Below are 21859 nucleotides of genomic sequence, written 5' to 3' on the forward strand. Positions count from 1 at the left end.
TATGAGTAAGAAACAAAATTTAACATTAGCTATTTTATTATCTAATCTATTCATTGCTTTTTTAGGTATTGGATTAGTAATCCCTGTGTTACCAACTATTATGAATGAGCTAAATATTTCAGGCTCTGTTGTTGGTTATATGGTTGCAGCATTTGCCATCACACAACTTATCGTATCACCAATTGCAGGTAAGCTCGTAGATAAAATTGGCCGCAAAATTATGATTGTTGTTGGTCTTTTTATTTTTGGCCTTTCAGAACTGTTATTTGGTTTTGGTCGCTCTGTTGAAGTACTTTTTATTTCACGTATGCTAGGCGGTGTGAGTGCTGCCTTTATCATGCCAGCAGTGACAGCATATATTGCTGATATTACTACTTTGTCACAACGTCCAAAAGCACTGGGCTATATGAGTGCAGCGATTAGTACTGGTTTTATTATCGGTCCTGGAATCGGTGGATTTTTGGCAGAATTCGGAACACGCATACCATTTTACTCTGCCGGTATACTTGGATTTTTGGCAGCTATCTTTTCAATTGTATTGTTAAAAGAACCGACACGTGCTTCAGATGATGAAGAGTCTGCACCATCAATGTTAGGCAGTGTGAAGCGTATTTTCAGCCCACTATACCTTATTCCATTCGTACTTATTTTCGTACTGTCGTTTGGTTTAGCTGCTTTTGAGTCGTTATTTAGTCTATTTGTAGATCATAAATTTGCCTTTACGCCTTCAGATATCGCAATTATTATTACGGGAAGTGGAATAGTCGGGGCCCTTGCTCAACTATTGCTATTCGATGGGCTTATTAAGAAAATGGGCGAAATCAATCTGATTCGTGTATCTCTCGTCCTATCTGCTGTTCTAACCTTCGCTATGACATTCGTTAGCCACTATTTCGCGATTTTATTTGTCACATTCTTTATTTTCGTCGGCTTCGATTTAATACGTCCAGCCGTTACCTCTTATTTATCAAAAATCGCTGGTAATGAACAAGGATTCGTTGGTGGTATGAACTCTATGTTCACAAGTCTTGGTAATATATTTGGACCTATTTTAGGCGGGATATTGTTCGATATTAATTTAAACTATCCTTATTACTTTGCGACAATTGTTTTAGCACTTGGCGTGATACTTGCTTTGTTCTGGAAAAAGCCAAAGCATATTGAAATCTAATAAAGTAGTGCTATTATTCACTACTGATAAAATAAAAAAAGGGGTTGCCTTTCGATGAATACATCATCATACAGGCAACCCCTTATTTTATTCTTGTACTGCTACCTCATCTTTTTCAAAGTGAATACCTGTAATGTGGACATTCACCTCAGCTGTTTCAAGAGCTGACATATTAAAAATAGCTTGGCGGATTTGAGTTTGCACTTCCTTCGCTACTTTTGGAATAGCAAAGCCATATTTCACAGAGCAAAATACATCAATCGAAATTTCACCAGTTTCAGTGACACCAGATTTAATGCCTTTATTGTGTACCTTTTTACCGAAGCGTTCTACTACGCCTGTTGCAATATTACCACGAGTTGCAGCAATTCCTTCCACTTCGTTCACTGCGATTCCCGCAACAACTTCAATTACTTCTGCTGCTACTTCAATTTTCCCAAGTTCTTCTTTTCCAGAAGGTGTTGGTTGTACGAAAGATTGTCCTACTTTCTCTGCCATACAAATATCATCCTTTCCCTTACACATCACAAACAAATGCTGTACTTACGCTTATTATACTATAAAAAGGAAAGTTTGGCTTCGTAAAGCCGCTTTAATTTATTTAGGGCAGGTTTATGTCGAAAAATATAAAAAGTTGGGCGATAAATCCAAAATTTTATTCGGTACATTATCAAAGTTTATCTTAAAAAATGAAAAGCGAAAAAATTGCAGATAAAATTGGATGATCACCATAACATGTGGTTGTTTGCCGTTCCGACTTATATACATGACATACGTTTTAACAAATGTCATCCACAAGTTCATTAAAAAAGAGTAAATAGTAAATATAAATATATCACAATTCCAAGAGAGCGACAGTAGCATGAATGTTCAATCGGGGAGTAACTATTATCTTAGTACACGTAAAAAAGATGCTCGAATCTTTTGGGTAAAGATAAAAAAACATATGAAATCAAATCATGTTTGAAATAAAAATAAACTATGAAGAAAAATTTCTTCACAGCTTATTTTTATATTAATTATTTTTTATTGTTCACTAGTTTGTGTGGATGGCTTTAATAAGAACCAAACAATTACTAAAGTTACTAGTGCTAATATAAAAGTACCCATATATATGAAATGTACACTTGAAGCTAATGCCTCTTGCGATTTGGTTACTACGTTTGCTGTAGTTGTTTCATGTCCACCAGAAGATACAAGATCAAGGTTTTTAATACCATGTGCATGAATCATCGTGTTAAAAATTGCCCCGAATACTGCCGCTCCTAATGTTTGACTAAACGTATTGATAAATGTGTTTAAGCCAATTGCCGTCCCGCGCGTATGAGTAGGAACAGCTGCTTGAATTGTTACCATGTAGATAGGTGTAACAAGCCCCATTCCTAAACCTAATAATCCAACTGCAACATAAATAAGAAATGCTGGTGAATCTATTGACAATGTAAATAATGAAAAGGCAGCAACTGAATTAACACTAGTTCCAAGTAGAATGATTTGTTTCGTATTTAAGTTACCAACTAGTTTACCAGAAAAAATAGTGCCAAATGTCCACATAACAGGAAGTGGCATTAAAATGAGTCCAGCAGCTGTCGCATTTTTTCCTGAAACCCCTTGGCTCCAAATTGGAAGATACATTGTAATACTAATAAGCATTGCACCAGAAATAAGAGTTAGTATATTTATAATAGATAATGTACGGTTAGAGAACAGTGCTAGCGGAATTAATGGTTCCGGCGATTTTTTCTCAATGAATAAGAAAATAATGAATGAAACAGCTGCAAAGATCAGGAGACCTATAATTGTCATGTCCCCCCAGTTGTGCTTACTGCTACCTGTTAATAACGCATATAGTAGAGCGATTGTACTTAATGAGAATACTGTTGCACCAAGATAGTCGATATGATGCTTAGCAGGCTTAATAGATTCTTTATAATAAATTACGATCATTAAACAAGCGATAATTCCAAATGGAATGTTTAAGAAGAAGATGTAGCGCCAAGAAAGAGAATCAACTAAAAGCCCGCCAACTAATGGTCCGATAACACCAGAGACGCCCCAAACAGCACTAATCAAGCCCTGAGCTTTTGCACGGTCTTTCACTTCGCTATATAAGTCACCGATGATTGTCATTGTTATTGGCATAATAGCACCAGCACCTAGACCTTGAAGAGCACGAAAGACAATGAGCTGTTCCATCGATGTAACGACACCGCAAAGTGCAGAGCCGACTAAAAATATTGTAGCTCCGATAAGTAAAACTTTTTTACGACCGAATAAATCAGCCAATTTCCCGTATATTGGAGTCGAAACAGCTGCGGCAAGCATATAAATTGCATATACCCAACTAACAAGTTCGACGCCTGACAAATCATTCGTTATACGTGGGATTGCTGTACTAATAATTGTTCCTTCTACAGCAGAAAGAAATGTCATTAACATTAATGATAAAATAACTTTTTTTCTCATATTTTCCCCTTCACTTTTATCTAGTTAAAATTATGGCTCTTCACCAAAACGTGTGGTTGATTTCCGTTCCGACTGGGTGCTTTGTTGCTGCCGCTTCGCTTTCGCACAGACAAAACATTTGTTGCTGCCGCTTCGCTTTCGCACAGACAAAACATTTGTTGCTGACGCTTCGCTTTCGCACAGATAAAACATTTGTTGCTGTCGCTTCGCTTTCGCACAGATAAAACATTTGTTGCTGTCGCTTCGCTTTCGAACAGATAAAACATTTGCCGCTGACGCTTCGCTTTCGCACAGACAAAACATTTGCCGCTGTCGCTTCGCTTTCGCGCAGATAAAACATTTGTTGCTGTCGCTTCGCTTTCGCACAGATAAAACATTTGCCGCTGTCGCTTCGCTTTCGCGCAGATAAAACATTTACCGCTGACGCTTCGCTTTCGCACAGACAAAACATTTGCCGCTGTCACTTCGCTTTCGCGCAGATAAAATATTTGTTGCTGACGCTTCGCTTTCGCACAGATAAAACATTTGGTGATGAGTCAAAACGAGTCAAAATTACCCAATATATAACTATGTACCTTTCACTATTTACCAACCAACAACTGTCAAAGCGAATATCTCCACCATTGGAACTGATATCAATAAAAACAATTATAATTAGACTCCATGAATTTTTCCCTCATAAACAATCGTAACAATAATCAGGAACAAGCCATTTATAACCCATTGGAAGTTCATCATGATACTACCGCACATTTACATAAATAACCTTCTTGATCATAGTTCAATATAATACTCCACAAGTCAAACATATATTTTAACACAAATACCCATCAAAAAACCACCTCAAAGAAAACTAAAGAGGTGATTTTTATCAAACTTTATTCATTCTTTATTATAAATGATCAATCTTTCTTAAAGAGCCACATCACAAATGTTTAGTGACAAAAAGTCTGGTACTACAATTTTTTAAAACCCGCATTCTTACGTTATGCAAAAACATTCGCGAAAAAGAAGCTAGTGGTTTAACAGTTCTAATACTTATTGAACCTTGAGGATAGATATTTATCTCTGCATTATCAAATAAGTCCCCATCTTTTGAAAGACAAGTTCTACACTTCACCTTTTTTACGTGCTGCCATTTCATCTTTCATTTCTTCTTTTAATCCTTCAATTGACTTTTGACGTCGCTTATTTTTTTCTTTAATCATTTCACTTTGCATAGGGTCTGCAAATTCCAAACTAATTTCCGCTTCATGAAGTTTTTCTTCAGTGTTCTTAACGATATCACGAATACGTTCAACGTTATTGGATCTATCATCTGGTTTCGAGTGTCTTGAATTAGCCATGGTAACCTCCTAAAATTTCGACATTAAAATTAGTTTGTATTTTTTTTATGTTTATATGTACACTAATTTTTACTAAGAAAGGTGCTTTTGTCCTTTAAAGCATTGGACGGTGTACTTGCCACGTGAAGAGACTCTAAATGTAACCAGCCGCTGAAGCGAATACCATAACATCATGAAAATTATAACTTTCTTATCTAAAAAGCCCTAAAGAAAGTAGTAATCCCTTAAAAGCTTTTTACTCAAAATCAAATACCCTGTTCTCTATTTATTTTTATACAAAAAAAACTCCTAACCAATAAAAGTTAGAAGGTAATAGAATTACAAGCTGCTTTGATAGATGTTCCCTCCTTAAGTCCGCGAAAATAATTACTTGCTTGTCCCTAGAACATCACTCTCTTTTAGAGGGCCAACTATCCGATTCAACGATTCTCGATGCTTCTGACAGCGTTGAATATCACAGTTTTCGATTGACCGCCCGAGTTAAAAAAATTATAGCGAAATTTTCCGAAATCAAAGTGATTTTTAATGAGATTACTATTTCGGTTGTTTTCTCAAAGTTGTTGCTAAACATATTAAACGGACAAAAAATAGCTTAAATATTAAACTAAAGTCCCCCCTTTGTTTGGTTTCAAATCACAGTTAAGATGATAAATAACTAAAAACCTACAGTCTCTTTGATAGCTGACCATTGTATTTCAGATTTAGATTCATTGTTAGTCATCATCGTTCCAACAAAAATGTCATCACTATTTTTATTATTCAAATAGTGTTCAATAGTTAAATTGATAATTTTTGAGGTATATAAATCTGATAATTCATTCTTAGGAACCCAAAATAACTCTCCTTCTTCAGATGGAATAAAGTTCATATGTTTTGTTTCTCCGAAGTAAACATATTGTTGACGTATTTCTCCGCTATTTTTTTCAAGCAAAATATATTTAAGCCTAAAGTTTTTGATTTCGTCTTTTTTAAAGCCTGTCTCTTCTTCGATCTCCCTATAACTAGCCTCCATTGGTGAATTAATTTCATTGGATTCCATATGACCTCCAATTCCACCCCAAAATTCAAAATTAAAGATTTTACTATTTTCCTTTTTCATCATTAATACACTTCCTTGATGAATCAGAAATGCAGTTGCCATTTGTCGGACTTCCAATAATTCCATCTCCTCTATAATTTCCACGTATTTTATTAACCTATACCGTTAGTTAAATAGTAACAATTTGCTGGTTCATCACCAAAACGTGTGGTTGATTTCCGTTCCGACTGGGCGCTTTCCTGGGGGCGTCCGATGAGCCGCTTCACTCGCGTTGCTCGCTCCAGGGTCTCGGGCCAACACGATGTTGGTCACGAAGGCGTTATCACAGGACGTGATGGTTTTAGCCTTCGTTCCTCTATTGCTGATCCCCAAGGAGTCACCCAGCCTCCACTCCAATCAACTTATTTACATAGTATATGTTTTAACAAATGTCATCCACAACTTTTGGTGATGATCCAATTTTCTTCAAAAACATCCATTATTTCCCTAAATGAAAAAGTTGTATGTAATGCCTGAACAACAGAAAGCGCCTGCCAGAACCGAGGGCTTTGGGGTCACGCACTTTAAGCCGTCTAATAGTATGTGAATTAATATCTTTTAGTCGATATTTACTAGAATAATAAGACAAACGTTTTGTAATTGCGCAAGGCTTAGATTCAACGTCTAACGAGTCTCCAAATTTACTGATAAAAATATATTTATTACGTTTTTTTAGTGATTTCGGATAATATCGTTTTGTTTAATTAACCTTTTCAAATACATTTCTAATTCATCATCGAATGGTAGTTTTAAAACATCTCTCCCTTTCATAATGTCTCCCTCGATAATATAGTATCGGTCTCCTTTTGGTTATTATTTTGTTATACGTGAACGCCGATTGCTCGACGGAATTGCCTCATACTACATACTCCTCGGTAAAATTTAATTTCGTTAACACTTCCGGTAAAAAATTTGCCTCCTACTTTGTATACCCGAACGAAAAACCAGTTTCGGACATGTTTCGGAAAACTTCTTCCTTTACAATACATAGGGGAGTAAAATTAGAAATCGATATCGCTTTTTATAAAATTTTCGTTCTACTCTATACTGCACACTAAAACGATAGATTTTGGGACAACTTTTAGGAAAAATTTATTCCTCCTCATTAAATTGCGTTCATTATTAATTCCATTTCAGACACTGCATAAATAACGTTCTGCACCGTCAAGGCGTCTCCCATGAATACGTACAAAGCGCCTTGACCTTCGCTGTAATATACATCAGTTTTACGTCCAGTCTGCTCGAGTATCTTCCGTTGAATATCTAAGATACCTATTGTGATGTTCACTTCGTTCAATCCTCCTTATAATTCCGTTTGGTTTAGCGTCAAAACGCTTTAGATGGTAATTACACCAACTTATGATTTAAAACCGTTTTTAGCAACGGCTATAGAGGTGAAATGAAGGCGCTACGCTTTACTCTTCCGAAACCCGACGAGAACTTTTGATAAGGAGATAAAGAAAAACGGCTACTCTGCAAAGTAAACGTTTTATAATCGCAGTTGGCGCTACGATTATGATACTAGTCGCTTGTTGGCGCAAGCCCTAGCGAATATTTGCCGATTCTGTTGGCGTTGGCGAAGGATCAGCATTGTATATGACTCTACTAGTTGAGCGTTTAACTCTTGGCAATGGATCTTTAATTGCGATAATTGAGCGTCAAAATTAAGATTAATATCGCCTTTCCTATCTATTAAATCAAATAAGCCTGAACGCTGATTAATTTTAGACAAATAAAAAACCTCCTGACAGTAAAGTCAGAAGGTATAAGAAATAGACGTTAACATTCTATTCCGTTGTTAATAAAAATTACTTGCTTGTCCCCAATACATCATTCTCTTCTAGGAATTTCGTATTGAATTGCGCTGATTTGAAAACGTCATTGTTCATCAATGCTTGGTGGAATGGAATTGTTGTATTGATCCCAGGACCAGATACTTCAAATTCGCTAAGCGCACGATTCATTTTCGCAATCGCTTCTTCACGTGTATTGGCATGAACAATTAGTTTAGCAACCATTGAATCATAGTATGGAGGGATTGTATAGCCTGCGTAAACAGCAGAGTCAATACGTACACCATAGCCACCAGGAGTTACATAAGTATCTACTGTACCAGCTGATGGCATGAAGTTTTTATAAGCATTTTCTGCGTTAATACGGCATTCAATAGCCCATCCGTTTAATTTAATATCATCTTGAGTGAAAGGAAGTTTTTCACCAGATGCAATTTTTAATTGTTGTTGTACAAGATCTACACCAGAAATCATTTCAGTTACTGGGTGTTCTACTTGGATACGAGTATTCATTTCCATGAAGTAGAATTTATCTTCTCGATAGTCATAAATAAACTCGATTGTTCCAGCACCTTCATAGTTACAAGCTTCTGCAGCTTTAACAGCAGCTGCACCCATTTCAGCACGGCGCTCAGAAGATAGCGCTGGAGATGGAGCTTCCTCTACTAATTTCTGCATACGGCGTTGAACTGTACAGTCACGTTCACCTAAATGTACAACGTTACCATGGCCATCCGCTAATACTTGGATTTCACAGTGACGGAAGTACTCGATGAATTTTTCTAAATATACGCCCGGGTTACCGAATGCTGCAGCAGCCTCTTTTTGCGTAATTTCAATGCCTTTTACAAGGTCTTCTTCTGTACGAGCTACACGGATACCTTTACCGCCGCCACCAGCAGTTGCTTTGATGATTACTGGGTAACCAATTTTAGCAGCCCATTCTTTACCTGTTTCGATATCTGGAACAATACCAGTACCCGGGACAAGTGGAACACCCGCTGCTTCCATTGTTGTACGTGCAACGTCTTTAATACCCATAATTTTAATAGAATCAGATGAAGGCCCAATGAACTTAATGCCTGCGTTTTCACAAGCCTCAGCGAAGTCAGCGTTTTCAGATACAAAGCCGTAACCTGGATGGATACCGTCTGCACCAGTTTTTTCTGCTACGCTAAGTAAAGCCGGGAAGCTAAGATATGAATCTTTCGATAGCTTTGGCCCGATGCAGTATGCTTCGTCTGCTAATTTCACATGTAATGCGTCTGCGTCTGCTTCTGAGTATACGGCAACAGATTGAATACCTAACTCTTTACAAGCGCGAATGATACGCACAGCGATTTCGCCGCGGTTTGCAATTAATACTTTTTTCATGGTTTGCACTCCTTACTCAGCTTTTACAAGGAATAATGGTTGACCGTATTCTACTAATTCACCGTCTTTAACAAGTATTTCAACGATTTCCCCTTGAACTTCTGCTTCAATTTCGTTGAATAGTTTCATAGCTTCTACGATACATACAATTGTTTCATTACCAACTTTGTCCCCCACTTTAACGTAAGCTGGTGAATCTGGGTTTGGAGATTGATAAAAAGTACCAACCATCGGCGACACAATTTTATGTAACGATGGGTCGTTATTTGCTGGCGCTGCAGCTGGTGCTTCTTCAGCTTTTACTGGCGCTGCCACTGGTGCAACAGGTGCTGCTGGTGCAGATTGTTGTACAACAGGTGCTGCTACTTCTTTTTTAGGTGCTACAGTTTCAGTAACAACAACACCATTCTTTTTTAACTTAACTTTTGCGCCATCTACTTCATAAACGAACTCGTCAATTGAAGAAGAATCTACCAATTTAATGATTTCACGAATTTCTTGAATTTTGAACATTTCTAACTCTCCTTATGAAATAAAATCTACTACAAGCACTATTTTATATTTATTTGAAACAATTTGAAATAGTTTAATGAAAATTAAGTAAATATGCACAAAATAAAAGGCTTTCCTTTACTAAACGAAAGCCTTTTCATTACGCTGATATATAACAATGTTATTAAATAAACAGAATCTTCATCTTTTTCTTTATCTTTTAATAGTTATTATTTGCACTGAATTTTACTTGGACGTCATTTGCGCCTTCCATCTCTGTTCTTACCAAATAAATAATTTCATTTGCTTGAGATTTTGATAGCTCCTCCGCCATAACCGTTACGGATACCTTATCACCATCAGCTTTCACAAAGGCATCTGAGTAACCTAAAGATTTAATAAGCATTTCTAGCATTGCTTCTGCGGATTCTTGTTTAATAAGACTATCCATATCATTATATGCCTTATTTTTTTCTTCAGCTGAGGCTTCTTGTGAACCGATTTTCTGCGTTAATTGTTGACGAAGCTGGCTTCTTTCATCACTAACTTGCATGCGCATTTCTTCAAATAAGTGACTTGGAGAAGATACTTCCTTCGTCTCACCCTCTTTTGTTGCTTCTTGATCTGTCACACCCGTTACTGCAGTTTGCTGTAATGTATCATCTGTGAAAATAGTTAGTCCATTGAATTGTTTTGCTGGATCAACCAAATAATACACTGAAATAACCGCTACTAGACTTAATAATGTCATAAACCAAACTGTTCTTCTACGTACGCGCATTTACTTTTCCTCCTTATTTTCCATTGGAACGATAATTATTCGATGAATCGGCAATTGCATTACTTGACTAACGACAGCACGAATTTCATTTTTTACAAAGATATCTGATGCTCCTTCTGAAACAATTAACATCCCTGTTACCTCTTTCGTGCTTTGTTCAGTCCCTCGAAAATATTGACTGAATAGTTTATTTTCATCCTTCTCATCTGTCATCTCTCCGTAATAAAAATATACTTTGACCTCCCCAACACCTTGCATAGCCTTAAGTGTCTGCTCAAGTTTTACTTCATTGGTTACTGGTGTTTCTTGCTCATTCATTGAATTCGTTTGATACATTGGTAAAATGATAAAAATTCCCATGGAGGCAGCAATAAGCACTAAGATTAAAAATGACGTTGTTTTTTTTCGTGTCTTTTCCACATCACTTGTACATTGCCTCCTTTCATCTTCTCTTTTTCAAGTGTATGTACGCTTGTTTCCTCCTATGAATTGATAAATGGAATCTTTAATAACAATTGCAAAAATAGCAACGTAATGACAAGCTTTGTGAGTGAAATTATTTCTTTATCATCTGTTAGAAACACAAATATCTGACAGATAAAGAGCATTGCCAATAAAAGAATCAATTTATCTCCCCCCGGCCATAACTTGTACAAAAACGATGAGGAAAAAACAAGTAAACATAAATGAAAAAGCAATTAGAAATGATACAGCACATAATGTAAATAGAGATTTACTAACATGATCTAGTAGTTTACAAATATCATCGAAGGCAACTGGTTCTAAAATGGCGGCTAACAGTTTCAATGAATACGCACTGACAACAAGCTGAACTGTTGGAATGAACGCTACTGTAATTACCGCTATAAACGCAGTAATACTACTAACAGAAGAAGTAAATTGCGTCATATGCTGAAACATCGAAAAACTATCCACTATAAAGGAACCAACAACAGGGATATTTTCCTCTATTAATTTCTTCACAGGCTCTGCAACAGCTGCGTTGACACTAAAGGCCACAACACCACTTGCTGACATTAAGATGATGTAACAAATAACAGATGCAGAGACGACACTCATAATCGTAAAACGAATCAATTCGGCAATTCTCGTAAACGAAATTTCTTTGACAATAACACTGCAAACATCAAAAACAATGGCAAAAAGCACTCCTGGAATAAGCCACTTACTACTAATAATCGTTAAGACTTGTACGAAGAATAGTAAAAAAGGCTGCCATGAAGCAATGGCTGTAATACTGCTTGATAAAAGAAAGCTTGAAGTAAGAATGGGGTAAAATGCAGTGAATATATGGGCCAGTCCCTGTGCTATTTTGTCAATCAAATTAAATGAATCCACAACGACAGGTCCTATTGTTGCAAGTACAATAAGAAAAAAAAGTAATCTTGTCCCTTTTTCAAATTCTGGTAATATCATATTGACAATCAAAATAATGATGACGTAGCCACATAAAATAAGTGTCATCTTTAGCAATAGAAAAAATGGATCAATTAAAAACGAAAATATTTGCTCTTGCAATGTCTTCGCCCCTTAGTTTAGCCGTTGTAAAATGGCCGACACCTCCTGTAAGACAGCCAAAAATTCCTTAAACCAATACCCCAAAATGACAATCTTGACCCCATCATTGACAATGTTCCCGAGTACTTTATAGTTTTGTTCTATAAGTAACATAGACACCCACTGCCCAATATAAAAAAGACTGGCACTCACCACAACGGCTTTTGCATAAGGCAAGAAAGCTAACGTCTCAAGTAATTGCTTGATGAATGGCAAGAGGAGTGCCGAGAACAACATACCGAACAGCAAAAACGAAAACATCACACTAATTAGCGCATGGAGTGGCTGTATGACTTCTTTTATAAGCATTAATAAAAGCAGCATGACAACAGCTACGATGACAATTTCCATTTACACTACCCGGAAGAGGTCAGCCATTGGAAGAATGTAAGGATTTCAGTGAAAAATAGACGCAAAAATCGCAGTAATTCCGCTGTCATATATAAGTAGGCAATGAAAAAAAGGAAAAATGAAAATTCTTTTTTTCCTGTTTGATCAAAGAAAACATGAAGAAGCGCAACTACTAGTCCCACTCCAGCGACCCTTAATACGTCTTGTAATTCCATTCATACGCCCCCTCGTGTACAGCAATATATGTTGCAAGCAAAAAAAAAAGACCTCCATACATACGTATAGAGATCTAAGATATTTATGATTTAAAGTAATTTTTCAACAATGCTTTTCACGGATCCAGTTTGTTTCACTAAATAACTATTTTCACCCATCCACATTGATAAATATTCAGCATTTCCTTGTTTTGCACTTTCTTTACGAATAGCTGTAGTTAAATCATTTTGCAAAGGATATGGTGCCACAACAGCATCCTTCATACGTTCCGTAAAAGCATTCGCTAAGCCTCTTGCTGGTTTACCCGAAAAAGCACGAGTAACGGTCGTCTGCTGTGCTTGTGATTGAAGCACAGCATTTTTATAAAGCGAGGAAATTTCACACTCATCTGCCACTAATAAAGCTGTACCAATTTGAACTGCCTGTGCACCTATTGCTAATGCTTGTTCGACAGCTTCTTTTGTGACAATACCTCCTGCTGCGATAATCGGAATGGAAATTTGTCCTATTACCTGCTGCAGTAAATCGTGCAAATGGATGAACTGCATCGGCTCAGTGAAGGAACCACGATGACCACCAGCCTCACCACCCTGAAGGACAACAGCATGCATTCCCGCTTGTTCTACATGCTTCGCTTCCTCTAATGTAGTAGCTGTACCAATAACATAAACGTCATTGTCCTTTAAGCGCTGAATGACATCTGCTGAAGGAATGCCAAATGTAAAGGAACATATAGCTACATTTTCATCAAGAACGGCTTGTACTTGTCCTTCAAATACTTCCTTGGACATAACACTTTGCACAGGCGAAAGGCCAAGTTCGTCGTAAAACGGTTGTAAAGCCATTCGAGCCTTCTGAAGAACATCAATATCAATACGTGGCTCTTCCTGTACAAATAAGTTTACTGCAAACGGTTTTTTCGTCAGCTGTTTAACTTCCTGAATAAAGCTTTTCGTTTGTTCTCCATCTAAATAACCCGCTCCAATCGAACCTAAAATACCTGCCTCTGCGCAGGCAGCAACAAATTTTGGCGATGTTACACCAGCCATTGGTGCTTGAATCATCGGGGTTGGTATTTCAAAAATTGTTTGTAGCATAGCATTCACTCCTTACTTTTATTGTAAACGCTTCTTCCATATATGACCATCAGATAATTATAAAAATCTTCTCTTCATAACTTTCTATCTATGCATTGCTTCGGTAACTCTACCTTCACTTTGGCTCTTCTATGGCTCATCAGCATAACGTGTGGTTGATTTCCGTTCCGACTTATATACAAGGCATTCACCTTAACAAATGTCATCCACAACTTTTGGTGGAGAGCCTTTTCAATCGTGATATGTATAAAAAAACCTACTCTTTTGTTAGAAAAGAGTAGGCTGCATGTTGTTATTCATTACGCACGAGAAACGTAAGAAGCTTCTTCTGTATTGATGATTAATTTGTCACCTTGGTTAACGAAGAATGGCACTTGTACAATAAGACCTGTTTCAAGAGTTGCAGGTTTTGTACCACCAGAAGCTGTATCACCTTTAATACCAGGCTCAGTTTCTGCTACTTCTAGCTCAACAGTGTTTGGTAATTCAATACCTAGCATTTCACTTTGGTATGATTGAATATGAACTTCCATGTTTTCTTTTAAGAATTTTAATTCATATTCAATTGCAGCTGAAGCAAGTTCAGTTTGCTCATATGATTCTAGATCCATGAAAACATGCTCGTCACCTTGTGCATAAAGGTATTGCATTTTACGGTTATCAATTTGTGCTTTTTCAACTTTCTCACCTGCACGGAAAGTTTTTTCATTTACTGAACCGTTACGTAGGTTACGTAATTTAGAACGTACGAACGCTGCACCTTTACCTGGTTTAACGTGTTGGAAATCTAACACGCGGTATAATTGGCCATCAACAATAATTGTTAGACCTGTACGGAAATCGTTTACTGAAATCATTTGTGTTCCTCCATAGATTATAAAATAATGAGTTCTTTTGACGAATGCGTTAGTAGTTCATTACCTGTCTCTGTGATTAAAATATCGTCCTCGATACGTACACCACCGATTCCTGGTAAATAAACTCCTGGTTCAATCGTTACGGCCATACCTGGCTCTAGCACCGTATTTGAACGCATCGATAAGCCAGGGCCTTCATGTACTTCAAGACCAATACCGTGTCCTAACGAATGACCAAATGCCTCGCCATAGCCTTTTTCTTTTAAGTAGTCACGTGCAATCGCATCTGCTTGAACCCCTGTTAATCCAGGACCTACTTTTTCAAGTGCTAGAAGCTGGGAAGCAAGTACTGCGTTGTACATATCCACTAATTTTTCAGATGGTTCGCCAACTGCCACAGTACGTGTAATATCCGAGATATAGCCATTGTACAGCGCTCCAAAGTCTAATGTGACAAAGTCGCCTTTTTCAATCACTTTATTCGTTGCAACGCCATGTGGTAGCGCTGAGCGAAGACCAGACGCAACAATTGTATCGAATGAGGACTGGGTTGCTCCTTGTTTACGCATGAAGAATTCTAATTCATTCGAAACTTCAAGCTCTGTTTTACCTGGCTTGATGAAGTCTAAAATATGTGTAAATGCGTGATCAGCAATTTCACACGCAACCTTAATAATATTAATCTCTTGTTGCGTCTTAATCAAGCGAATTTTTTCAATTAGCCCAGAAATCGGTACTAAATCTGCTTGAATTATATTTTTATATAGCTCATATGTGCCATAGCTAACAGTATCTTTCTCAAAGCCCAATAATTTGATACCCATGTTATTTACTTGCGTTCCAATTTCCTCAAGGATTGTTGCCTCATGCTGTACAATTCGGAAGTCCTGTACTTGTGCAGCAGCTTGCTCTGTATAACGAAAATCCGTGATAAACACAGCATCATTTTGAGACACAATCGCTACGCCCGCTGTTCCTGTAAAACCAGTCATATAACGACGATTATACCCGTTCGTAATTAAAATGCCATCGATATTTTGTTCTTGAAGTGCCTTACGTAGCTTTTGCAATTTCAACATAATCAATTCTCCCTCTCGATAAATGTGCGTAGTGCCAGTTCATAGCCTTTCGTACCTAGTCCACAGATTTGACCAAGGCATGCCGGAGCAAGATAGGAATGATGACGAAAAGCCTCACGTTTGTGGATATTTGAAATATGTACTTCTATAACCGGCACAGAAATCCCTGCAATCGCGTCATGTAACGCTATACTTGTATGGGTATATGCACCGGGATTAAAGATAATACCATCATATTTTTCGTCTTCTGCTTCATGTATCCAATCAACAAGTACTCCCTCATGATTAGATTGACGAAACTCGACAGTGGCACCTAAAGACGCCGCAAGATTCTGAACATTTTTTTTCACATCTTCTAATGTTTCATAACCATAAATATGTGGCTCTCGTTTACCTAGTCGATTTAAATTAGGTCCATTCAAACATAATAACTTCACGCATATTCTCCTCTTTCTATGTACTTGCCATTTATTTTATCATACAGGGCAAGGCGCATACAGCAACTAATTTCCTTTTTGTGCTGTATGCTCTCTCTGATGAAAATTCGCTGTTTCAAGCAAGAACCGTAAAAGACAAATAACAACGACCATGAAAGGAATCGATAATTTTTTAAAGGATGAAAGTTGTAAAGGCAAATCAAGAGCAATCCATTCTAATGTGATGGTCAAAAAAAGTCCGAGCAAAAAAGAAGATAAAATAGCTGGAATAATATAAACATATCTCAATGTAATAAATAATAAAAATCCAATGATAAATAAAACTAGAATTAAAAAACTCCATTGAAAAAGTTTTGAGCTACCTTCAAACAGCTCCCACTTTTTATAAAAACCTATTGGATTCCATTTAATAAGATGCAAATATTGAAGACCCTTTAAACACAATGCTAAAAAAAGTGCACTGACGAGCGATGTTATACTAGCCACTTTCAAGCAAACCCCTCCTACCCTTAGTTAATTTTCTACCGTTAATCATTTCCTAACTTGTACAATTAGTGTAGCCATATAGAAATTTTACTATGCGTAACTCTAGAGGTTTTTCACTAAATTTAGTACAATGGTACAGTTGAAATAAATAAAGAGAGTGGTGTTAGCCTTGAGCAATTCACCTGTTTACGGGGGACAAGCACAATTAGAGGGTGTAATGTTCGGAGGAAAGGAACATACGATTACTGCCATTCGCCGTAACGATGATTCCATTGATTATTATCATTATAAAAAGGTTCAAAATCCTATCTTACAAAAGCTAAAAAAAATTCCATTGATTCGAGGCGTTGTCGCACTAATTGAATCTGCTGGTTTAGGCTCACGCCATATGCAATTTTCAGGGGATCGTTACGACATTACACCTGGCGAAGAAGAGGAACATAAAGAAGAAGGTTCGAAACTTCAAATGATGTTAGGAGTTGCAGTTGTAGGTATTCTTTCCTTTTTATTTGGTAAATTTGCCTTTACATTAATTCCAGTATTTATTGCGGATTTTTTCTCTAGTTGGATAGAGAGTAAGACCGGTCAAATTTTACTTGAGAGTGGTATTAAGCTACTTTTATTACTAACCTATTTATATTTTATATCTTTAACACCTATTATTAAACGAGTATTCCAATATCATGGTGCAGAACATAAGGTTATAAATTGCTATGAGGCAGGAATGGAAATAACAGTGAAAAATGTACAAGCACAATCACGCTTACACTATCGATGCGGTAGTAGTTTTATGCTATTCACTGTCTTTGTCGGCATGTTTTTATATTTCTTTGTGCCAACTGATCCACTATGGTTACGTCTTTTGGACCGTATTTTATTAATCCCAGTTGTTCTTGGTCTATCTTTTGAAGTACTTCAAGCGACAAATGCGTGTCGTAATATTCCTGTGTTACGATTCCTTGGCTATCCAGGTTTATGGCTACAATTACTGACAACACGTGAACCGAAAGATGACCAAGTGGAAGTAGCCATCGCATCTTTCAATATGTTACTTCAAGTTGAGCAACAACCAGAGATCGCAGCTACTTTGAATCATGACTAAAAAAATCAGCTAGGCTTCGGCATAATTGCGTCCGGAATCGGCTGAAAGAAATTAAAGGTGCAGGTCCAACTGATGAATCATCTGTTTGGACCTGCCCTCATTATTAAACTATTTAAAGTTTTTAGTACAGGCCTCGCATCTTTCGTTTAAATAAGAGAGTCGCAATAATAAAAATAAAGACCGTATAACCTATAACGATAGAGAGTGGTAGGCAAACATCTAAGTAAGCTCCACTTAGTGCTGCACGTGCTGCATTAACAGCATGAACAAACGGCAATAATTGTGCAATAGATTGAAATGTACCACCGATCATCTCAGGCTCAAACCACGTACCGCTTAACCATGTTGATAAATTGACAAATATCGCAAAGATGCCTCCTACCTGCTTATCCGTAAAAATTGTTCCAAATAATAAACCGAATCCAATATACAGCAAAGAAATGACAATAAGTACGCCTACCATTAAAAGGACAGATATATTGAATGACAAACCTAAAAATAGAGCGGTGAGCAAACAGAAAATAATTTGTAATAATGCAATTGGCAGCAAAGGCAATACATAGCCTAAAATATAATCACCTGCTGACATAGGAGAGGCAAAAATCCGCATTAAAAAGGATGAGCTTTTATCCTTACCTAGTAACATGCCAGAAAAAAGAGTAAGAAACGAAAAACTAAAAACAATCACGCCGGGTGCTAGATTACTAATTTCAAATAATCCAAACGGCATATTTTTTTGCATGACTGAAAATAGAGCCATAATTAGAACCGGTAAGCCCATGCCAAAAATTAGTGTTACTGGATCCCGTACTATTTCCTTATGATTTCTTGTTGCAAATACACTTGCCTTCAAAGTGAATCCTCCTCTGTAAGCTCTAAAAATACTTCTTCTAAAGAATGTTTTTTTGTTTCATGCATTAATTGCTGAATTGTACCAAGAGCTCGCATTTTCCCACGATGCATAATCCCTACACGATCTGCCAGCATCTCTACCTCTTCTAAATAGTGAGTTGTTAAAACAATCGTTACCTCACCTTTTAATTGGCTCAGTATTTTCCATAAATCACGACGTGCACGTACATCCATCCCTAATGTCGGTTCATCTAGAAAGAGTATTTTCGGATTAGACATCATAGCCATTGCAACACTTAATCGACGCATATAACCACCCGATAACGTTTTAGCTTTACTAGACTGGCGAGGAGTTAAACCAAACAAATTCATCTGTGCATTTGCTCGTTTTTTTGCCTCTATTTTTGAGCAACCATAAATCTGGCCCATAAATAGCAAATTTTCTAATACAGTTAAATTAGGTGCAACAGCCGTTTCCTGTGGAGAAATATTTATTTTCTTTTTAGCAGCGACCTGATGGTGAACTATACTTTCCCCATCCAAAATGGCATCTCCATCTGTTGGTGGTAATAGTCCGCAAAGCATTTTAATCGTTGTCGTCTTGCCAGCTGCATTTTGACCAAGAAGTGCAAAAAATTCTCCCTTTTCTATACATAAAGATAACTGATCCACTACCACAATTTCCTTATAATGCTTCGTTAGGCCCTTTATTTCAATTGTCATGAAAGTCACCTCTCTCGATTAGCATGGCATTAATCTTTTCAATTTCGCGCTTCGAAAGCTTATATTGCAATAGCCATGTCACAACATAAGTTCCTAAGAAACTTGCAAATAAGGAGAAAATATTGGCCATCGTTTTCGGCATCCATAAAACCATGACAATTGGTATCCAAATTATGGCCGTTACAAAAAAGTGCACAATATATTGCTTCAACATACCCCATCTCGCAATTTCAAAGAATAGTGCAGCTAGAGCAAATGTGACCCCAATCAAACCCGTCAACACAACTTGAGTCATAATTGCCATTGTTTCACTTTCAAATAAAGCTTGAAATTCAGGAACTACCCAAACGTAGCTTTCTTGTGATATCCCAAGCGATACAAAAAATTGTACGATTTGTCCAAATACCGCACCTATAATAAACCCACCTAAAATCCGAATTAGTATGTCTTTTCGCACCTCTTTCACCTCATATCCCCAATTGCTTCTTAATTTTTGTTACATAACGCCTTGACGCGTATGTTTTAATCCCACCTGTTAGCTCAACACCGATCGTTCCTGTTCTGCTAATATCCATATGTTTAATCATGTTACGATTAACAATTTCAGCATTTGAAATACGTACAAACAGCTGTGTATCCAGCTTTTCTTCAAGCTCATACAAGCGAAGGCGCGCAATGTAAATACCAACCATTGTTTGCACGAAAACCTTCTTTTGCTCCGTATAAATGCGCACAATGTCCCCACAGCTAATAAACTCGACACCTCTATCTGAGAAGACCAATAATGTATTGACTTCAGCGGAAGCGATACTCTGCATGAGATGCTCTATTTCATCGGTCATCTTATCAGTGTGAATAATAACTTTTGGCTCTTTGCATGTCGGATCAATCGACACTTCTACCTTCATTTCATCAGTCCTTTCATTCGTTTTCACTATAATTTTTTTTACTAATTATGTAAATGGATTTTGGACGACTGGTCGTTTACATGGGATAAGTGGTTTAAAAATCAATTTCTCCTTGCATAATTGCGAGTAGCCCGTAGCGGAAATCAGAGCCTTCAAATTAATCAAGATGGATAAAAATGATTAATCAGAAATAAAGTTTGATCAAATAGCTACTTATAATATTGATAAATGAACAAAAAGAAAAAGCATGTTTTGAAAAAAAGATTGATTCAAACACGCTTTTTCTATCCTCAATTGTTATAAAAAATTTGATGTTTTTTGTGAACCTTGCGTATTTAAATCGCCTTTTTATAGAACAAACATATTGCAATAATCCTTTGATCAGCTCATGCTTCTTAAAGTAACGCAACCTTTCGTTTAGCTAATCTATCTAGTTACTAATTATATTAATAATTTTATGTTGAGCATCTATGGCTTCAGGGATGGGCATCACAACAAACACATGATTCATTTTAGGATAAACTAAGGTATTGATTTCAATCCCTTGTTCCGTTAGTTTTTCATCAAATTTGATTGCATCTGGATATAAACATTCGTGTGTTCCAATAAAATGAGTAATTTTACCAAGTGCTCTGAAGTCACCGTAAATAGGACTAATCAATGGGTCATTTAAATGTTTATCAGCTGCCCATATCTTTGTAATGACTTCCATTCCCTCACTAGCTAACATCGGGTCCTTTTCCTCATATTCAGCTATAAGAGGGTTTTCAAAACCCATATCAACACATGCAGATAATAAAATAATATCTTTCGGTTGAGGCAAATGGTTCATCTTCAAAAGAAGGGCCAGACCAAGTGTTATATTACCGCCTGCAGAATCTCCCATGATCGTTAATTGATTGGAACTGTCAACACTTCCAAGAATTTCTTTATATAAGTTAAGGAGTTTTGGATAGGTATCTTGATAGTTAAAATGAGGTACTTTAGGATAAATGGGCGCAATAATTTTCACATTTAAAGATTGTGCCATTTTATCCATGAACAACCAGTGTAAATTTAAAGGTTGATTTGTCCAAGCACCACCATGTAAATAGAGAATAACTTTTTGTTTCAAAGACTTTTGGTCATTTAAAGTGATAACCTGCATACCCTCGAATGCCTGCTCCTTCATATCACTTAAAAAATTAACATCATCCCCAATAACATAGGGCTGAATATTTTCTGTTCCCCTCTGCTTAATGAACTGTTTTGTATTTTCAATACTAGAAAAACTCTTTTTATTGCTTTGGAAAATTAACCATTTTTCAAATTGAACACTTTCTTCAGAACGTTCTCCGTTAAAAATTTCTACACTCATTTTATTCTCTCCTTTAAACATTTTTATTGTTCATCCTTTTCATAACACGAAATGATTTATAATAGCCATGTATCAGAAGTCTTAACAAACTCGATAGAAGATCTTGAATTGAACGGAGACTTTCGTTTTCTTTCAATTCTAGTATAATACTAAATTTCACCAGGCAATCTTCTATATATAAACTATACCGTTAGAACTTCGTTTTAGAAGAGGTAAAATGTTATTTTCTACATAGAAACGAAACTGCCCCGTTACTTTAAGTGTAAACCTTCACAATCTCTTATTTTAACCTTGATGTCACGGTGTCGTTCAACA

At 36.8% G+C, this 21859-nt stretch carries 27 protein-coding genes; 2 read left to right on the top strand and 25 right to left on the bottom strand.

The genetic code is table 11. The annotated features are described in order from the left end of the window. Position 1: 1 nt before the first annotated feature. The gene (gene norA / locus AB9L17_RS15250) at positions 2 to 1171 is read left to right on the top strand and encodes a multidrug efflux MFS transporter NorA (RefSeq protein ID WP_068984768.1); all 1170 of its coding nucleotides are present in this window, start codon (positions 2 to 4) and stop codon (positions 1169 to 1171) included. 87 nt (positions 1172 to 1258) lie between these two features. Here norA and AB9L17_RS15255 read toward each other — a convergent pair whose 3' ends face one another. The 20 genes from AB9L17_RS15255 to AB9L17_RS15350 all read right to left on the bottom strand — a co-directional run bounded on the left by AB9L17_RS15255 (position 1259) and on the right by AB9L17_RS15350 (position 16602). Continuing rightward, positions 1259 to 1669: an Asp23/Gls24 family envelope stress response protein gene (locus tag AB9L17_RS15255; protein ID WP_068984769.1), complete on the bottom strand. Its 411-nt coding sequence runs from the start codon at positions 1667 to 1669 to the stop codon at positions 1259 to 1261. Positions 1670 to 2197: 528 nt separating this feature from the next. Next, positions 2198 to 3637, bottom strand: a complete 1440-nt coding sequence (locus tag AB9L17_RS15260) for an MDR family MFS transporter (RefSeq protein WP_375199361.1) — start codon at positions 3635 to 3637, stop codon at positions 2198 to 2200. A 40-nt stretch (positions 3638 to 3677) separates the two neighbouring features. Continuing rightward, positions 3678 to 4088, bottom strand: a complete 411-nt coding sequence (locus AB9L17_RS15265; protein ID WP_375199362.1) for a hypothetical protein — start codon at positions 4086 to 4088, stop codon at positions 3678 to 3680. Next, on the bottom strand, positions 4052 to 4177 hold the full coding sequence (locus AB9L17_RS15270; protein ID WP_375199363.1) for a hypothetical protein: 126 nt from the start codon (positions 4175 to 4177) through the stop codon (positions 4052 to 4054). The genes AB9L17_RS15265 and AB9L17_RS15270 overlap by 37 nt, the downstream gene beginning before the upstream one ends. 569 nt (positions 4178 to 4746) lie before the next feature. Continuing rightward, positions 4747 to 4983 (bottom strand): small acid-soluble spore protein Tlp, encoded by a 237-nt coding sequence (gene tlp, locus AB9L17_RS15275; protein WP_053595505.1) that lies wholly within the window; start codon positions 4981 to 4983, stop codon positions 4747 to 4749. A 655-nt stretch (positions 4984 to 5638) separates the two neighbouring features. Continuing rightward, positions 5639 to 6139 carry an NUDIX domain-containing protein gene (locus AB9L17_RS15280; protein ID WP_254660159.1) on the bottom strand — a complete coding sequence of 167 codons (501 nt, stop codon included), beginning with the start codon at positions 6137 to 6139 and terminating at the stop codon, positions 5639 to 5641. Positions 6140 to 7166: 1027 nt separating this feature from the next. Beyond that, positions 7167 to 7358 carry a hypothetical protein gene (locus AB9L17_RS15285; RefSeq protein WP_375199364.1) on the bottom strand — a complete coding sequence of 64 codons (192 nt, stop codon included), beginning with the start codon at positions 7356 to 7358 and terminating at the stop codon, positions 7167 to 7169. 216 nt (positions 7359 to 7574) lie between these two features. After that, positions 7575 to 7793 carry a hypothetical protein gene (locus AB9L17_RS15290; RefSeq protein ID WP_068984772.1) on the bottom strand — a complete coding sequence of 73 codons (219 nt, stop codon included), beginning with the start codon at positions 7791 to 7793 and terminating at the stop codon, positions 7575 to 7577. Positions 7794 to 7869: 76 nt separating this feature from the next. Continuing rightward, the gene (accC, locus tag AB9L17_RS15295) at positions 7870 to 9228 is read right to left on the bottom strand and encodes an acetyl-CoA carboxylase biotin carboxylase subunit (RefSeq protein ID WP_068984773.1); all 1359 of its coding nucleotides are present in this window, start codon (positions 9226 to 9228) and stop codon (positions 7870 to 7872) included. 12 nt (positions 9229 to 9240) lie between these two features. Further along, entirely contained in the window at positions 9241 to 9741 is a 501-nt protein-coding gene (gene accB / locus AB9L17_RS15300; protein WP_068984774.1) for an acetyl-CoA carboxylase biotin carboxyl carrier protein, read from the bottom strand. Between the two features lie 199 nt (positions 9742 to 9940). Then, positions 9941 to 10501 (bottom strand): SpoIIIAH-like family protein, encoded by a 561-nt coding sequence (locus AB9L17_RS15305; protein WP_068984775.1) that lies wholly within the window; start codon positions 10499 to 10501, stop codon positions 9941 to 9943. Beyond that, complete coding sequence (locus AB9L17_RS15310; protein WP_068984776.1) at positions 10502 to 10921, bottom strand: hypothetical protein; 420 nt, start codon at positions 10919 to 10921, stop codon at positions 10502 to 10504. A 207-nt stretch (positions 10922 to 11128) separates the two neighbouring features. Beyond that, on the bottom strand, positions 11129 to 12040 hold the full coding sequence (locus tag AB9L17_RS15315; RefSeq protein ID WP_068984777.1) for a stage III sporulation protein AE: 912 nt from the start codon (positions 12038 to 12040) through the stop codon (positions 11129 to 11131). Between the two features lie 12 nt (positions 12041 to 12052). Then, positions 12053 to 12430 carry a hypothetical protein gene (locus tag AB9L17_RS15320; protein WP_068984778.1) on the bottom strand — a complete coding sequence of 126 codons (378 nt, stop codon included), beginning with the start codon at positions 12428 to 12430 and terminating at the stop codon, positions 12053 to 12055. Positions 12431 to 12435: 5 nt separating this feature from the next. Beyond that, a complete protein-coding gene (locus AB9L17_RS15325) occupies positions 12436 to 12645 on the bottom strand; it encodes a hypothetical protein (protein ID WP_008179863.1) in 210 nt (69 codons plus the stop codon). Between the two features lie 90 nt (positions 12646 to 12735). Then, positions 12736 to 13743, bottom strand: a complete 1008-nt coding sequence (locus AB9L17_RS15330; protein WP_068984779.1) for an NAD(P)H-dependent flavin oxidoreductase — start codon at positions 13741 to 13743, stop codon at positions 12736 to 12738. 299 nt (positions 13744 to 14042) lie between these two features. After that, positions 14043 to 14600 (bottom strand): elongation factor P, encoded by a 558-nt coding sequence (gene efp / locus AB9L17_RS15335; protein WP_068984780.1) that lies wholly within the window; start codon positions 14598 to 14600, stop codon positions 14043 to 14045. A gap of 17 nt (positions 14601 to 14617) precedes the next feature. Next, complete coding sequence (locus AB9L17_RS15340) at positions 14618 to 15679, bottom strand: M24 family metallopeptidase (RefSeq protein WP_068984781.1); 1062 nt, start codon at positions 15677 to 15679, stop codon at positions 14618 to 14620. A gap of 2 nt (positions 15680 to 15681) precedes the next feature. Beyond that, the gene (gene aroQ, locus AB9L17_RS15345) at positions 15682 to 16116 is read right to left on the bottom strand and encodes a type II 3-dehydroquinate dehydratase (RefSeq protein ID WP_068984782.1); all 435 of its coding nucleotides are present in this window, start codon (positions 16114 to 16116) and stop codon (positions 15682 to 15684) included. Positions 16117 to 16182: 66 nt separating this feature from the next. After that, the gene (locus AB9L17_RS15350; protein WP_223553531.1) at positions 16183 to 16602 is read right to left on the bottom strand and encodes a hypothetical protein; all 420 of its coding nucleotides are present in this window, start codon (positions 16600 to 16602) and stop codon (positions 16183 to 16185) included. Between the two features lie 169 nt (positions 16603 to 16771). Between AB9L17_RS15350 and AB9L17_RS15355 the strand changes: the two genes are divergently transcribed. Beyond that, positions 16772 to 17704 (top strand): DUF1385 domain-containing protein, encoded by a 933-nt coding sequence (locus AB9L17_RS15355; protein WP_083227002.1) that lies wholly within the window; start codon positions 16772 to 16774, stop codon positions 17702 to 17704. A gap of 121 nt (positions 17705 to 17825) precedes the next feature. Here the strand turns inward: AB9L17_RS15355 and AB9L17_RS15360 are convergent, their stop codons facing one another. The 5 genes from AB9L17_RS15360 to AB9L17_RS15380 form a co-directional block, all read right to left on the bottom strand. Further along, positions 17826 to 18557 (bottom strand): ABC transporter permease, encoded by a 732-nt coding sequence (locus tag AB9L17_RS15360; protein ID WP_375199365.1) that lies wholly within the window; start codon positions 18555 to 18557, stop codon positions 17826 to 17828. Continuing rightward, the gene (locus AB9L17_RS15365; protein WP_375199366.1) at positions 18554 to 19279 is read right to left on the bottom strand and encodes an ABC transporter ATP-binding protein; all 726 of its coding nucleotides are present in this window, start codon (positions 19277 to 19279) and stop codon (positions 18554 to 18556) included. Before AB9L17_RS15365 ends, AB9L17_RS15360 begins: the two co-directional genes overlap by 4 nt. Next, entirely contained in the window at positions 19269 to 19745 is a 477-nt protein-coding gene (locus AB9L17_RS15370) for a DUF3021 domain-containing protein (protein ID WP_375199367.1), read from the bottom strand. Before AB9L17_RS15370 ends, AB9L17_RS15365 begins: the two co-directional genes overlap by 11 nt. Position 19746: 1 nt before the next feature. Further along, positions 19747 to 20187: a LytTR family DNA-binding domain-containing protein gene (locus tag AB9L17_RS15375; RefSeq protein WP_068984786.1), complete on the bottom strand. Its 441-nt coding sequence runs from the start codon at positions 20185 to 20187 to the stop codon at positions 19747 to 19749. A gap of 430 nt (positions 20188 to 20617) precedes the next feature. Further along, positions 20618 to 21544, bottom strand: coding sequence for an alpha/beta hydrolase fold domain-containing protein (locus tag AB9L17_RS15380; protein ID WP_375199368.1), 927 nt, complete (start codon positions 21542 to 21544; stop codon positions 20618 to 20620). Positions 21545 to 21859: the final 315 nt, after the last annotated feature.

Origin of the sequence: Lysinibacillus sp. RS11 (genome assembly GCF_042019215.1) — a bacterium.
Lineage (GTDB): Bacteria > Bacillota > Bacilli > Bacillales_A > Planococcaceae > Lysinibacillus > Lysinibacillus xylanilyticus_A.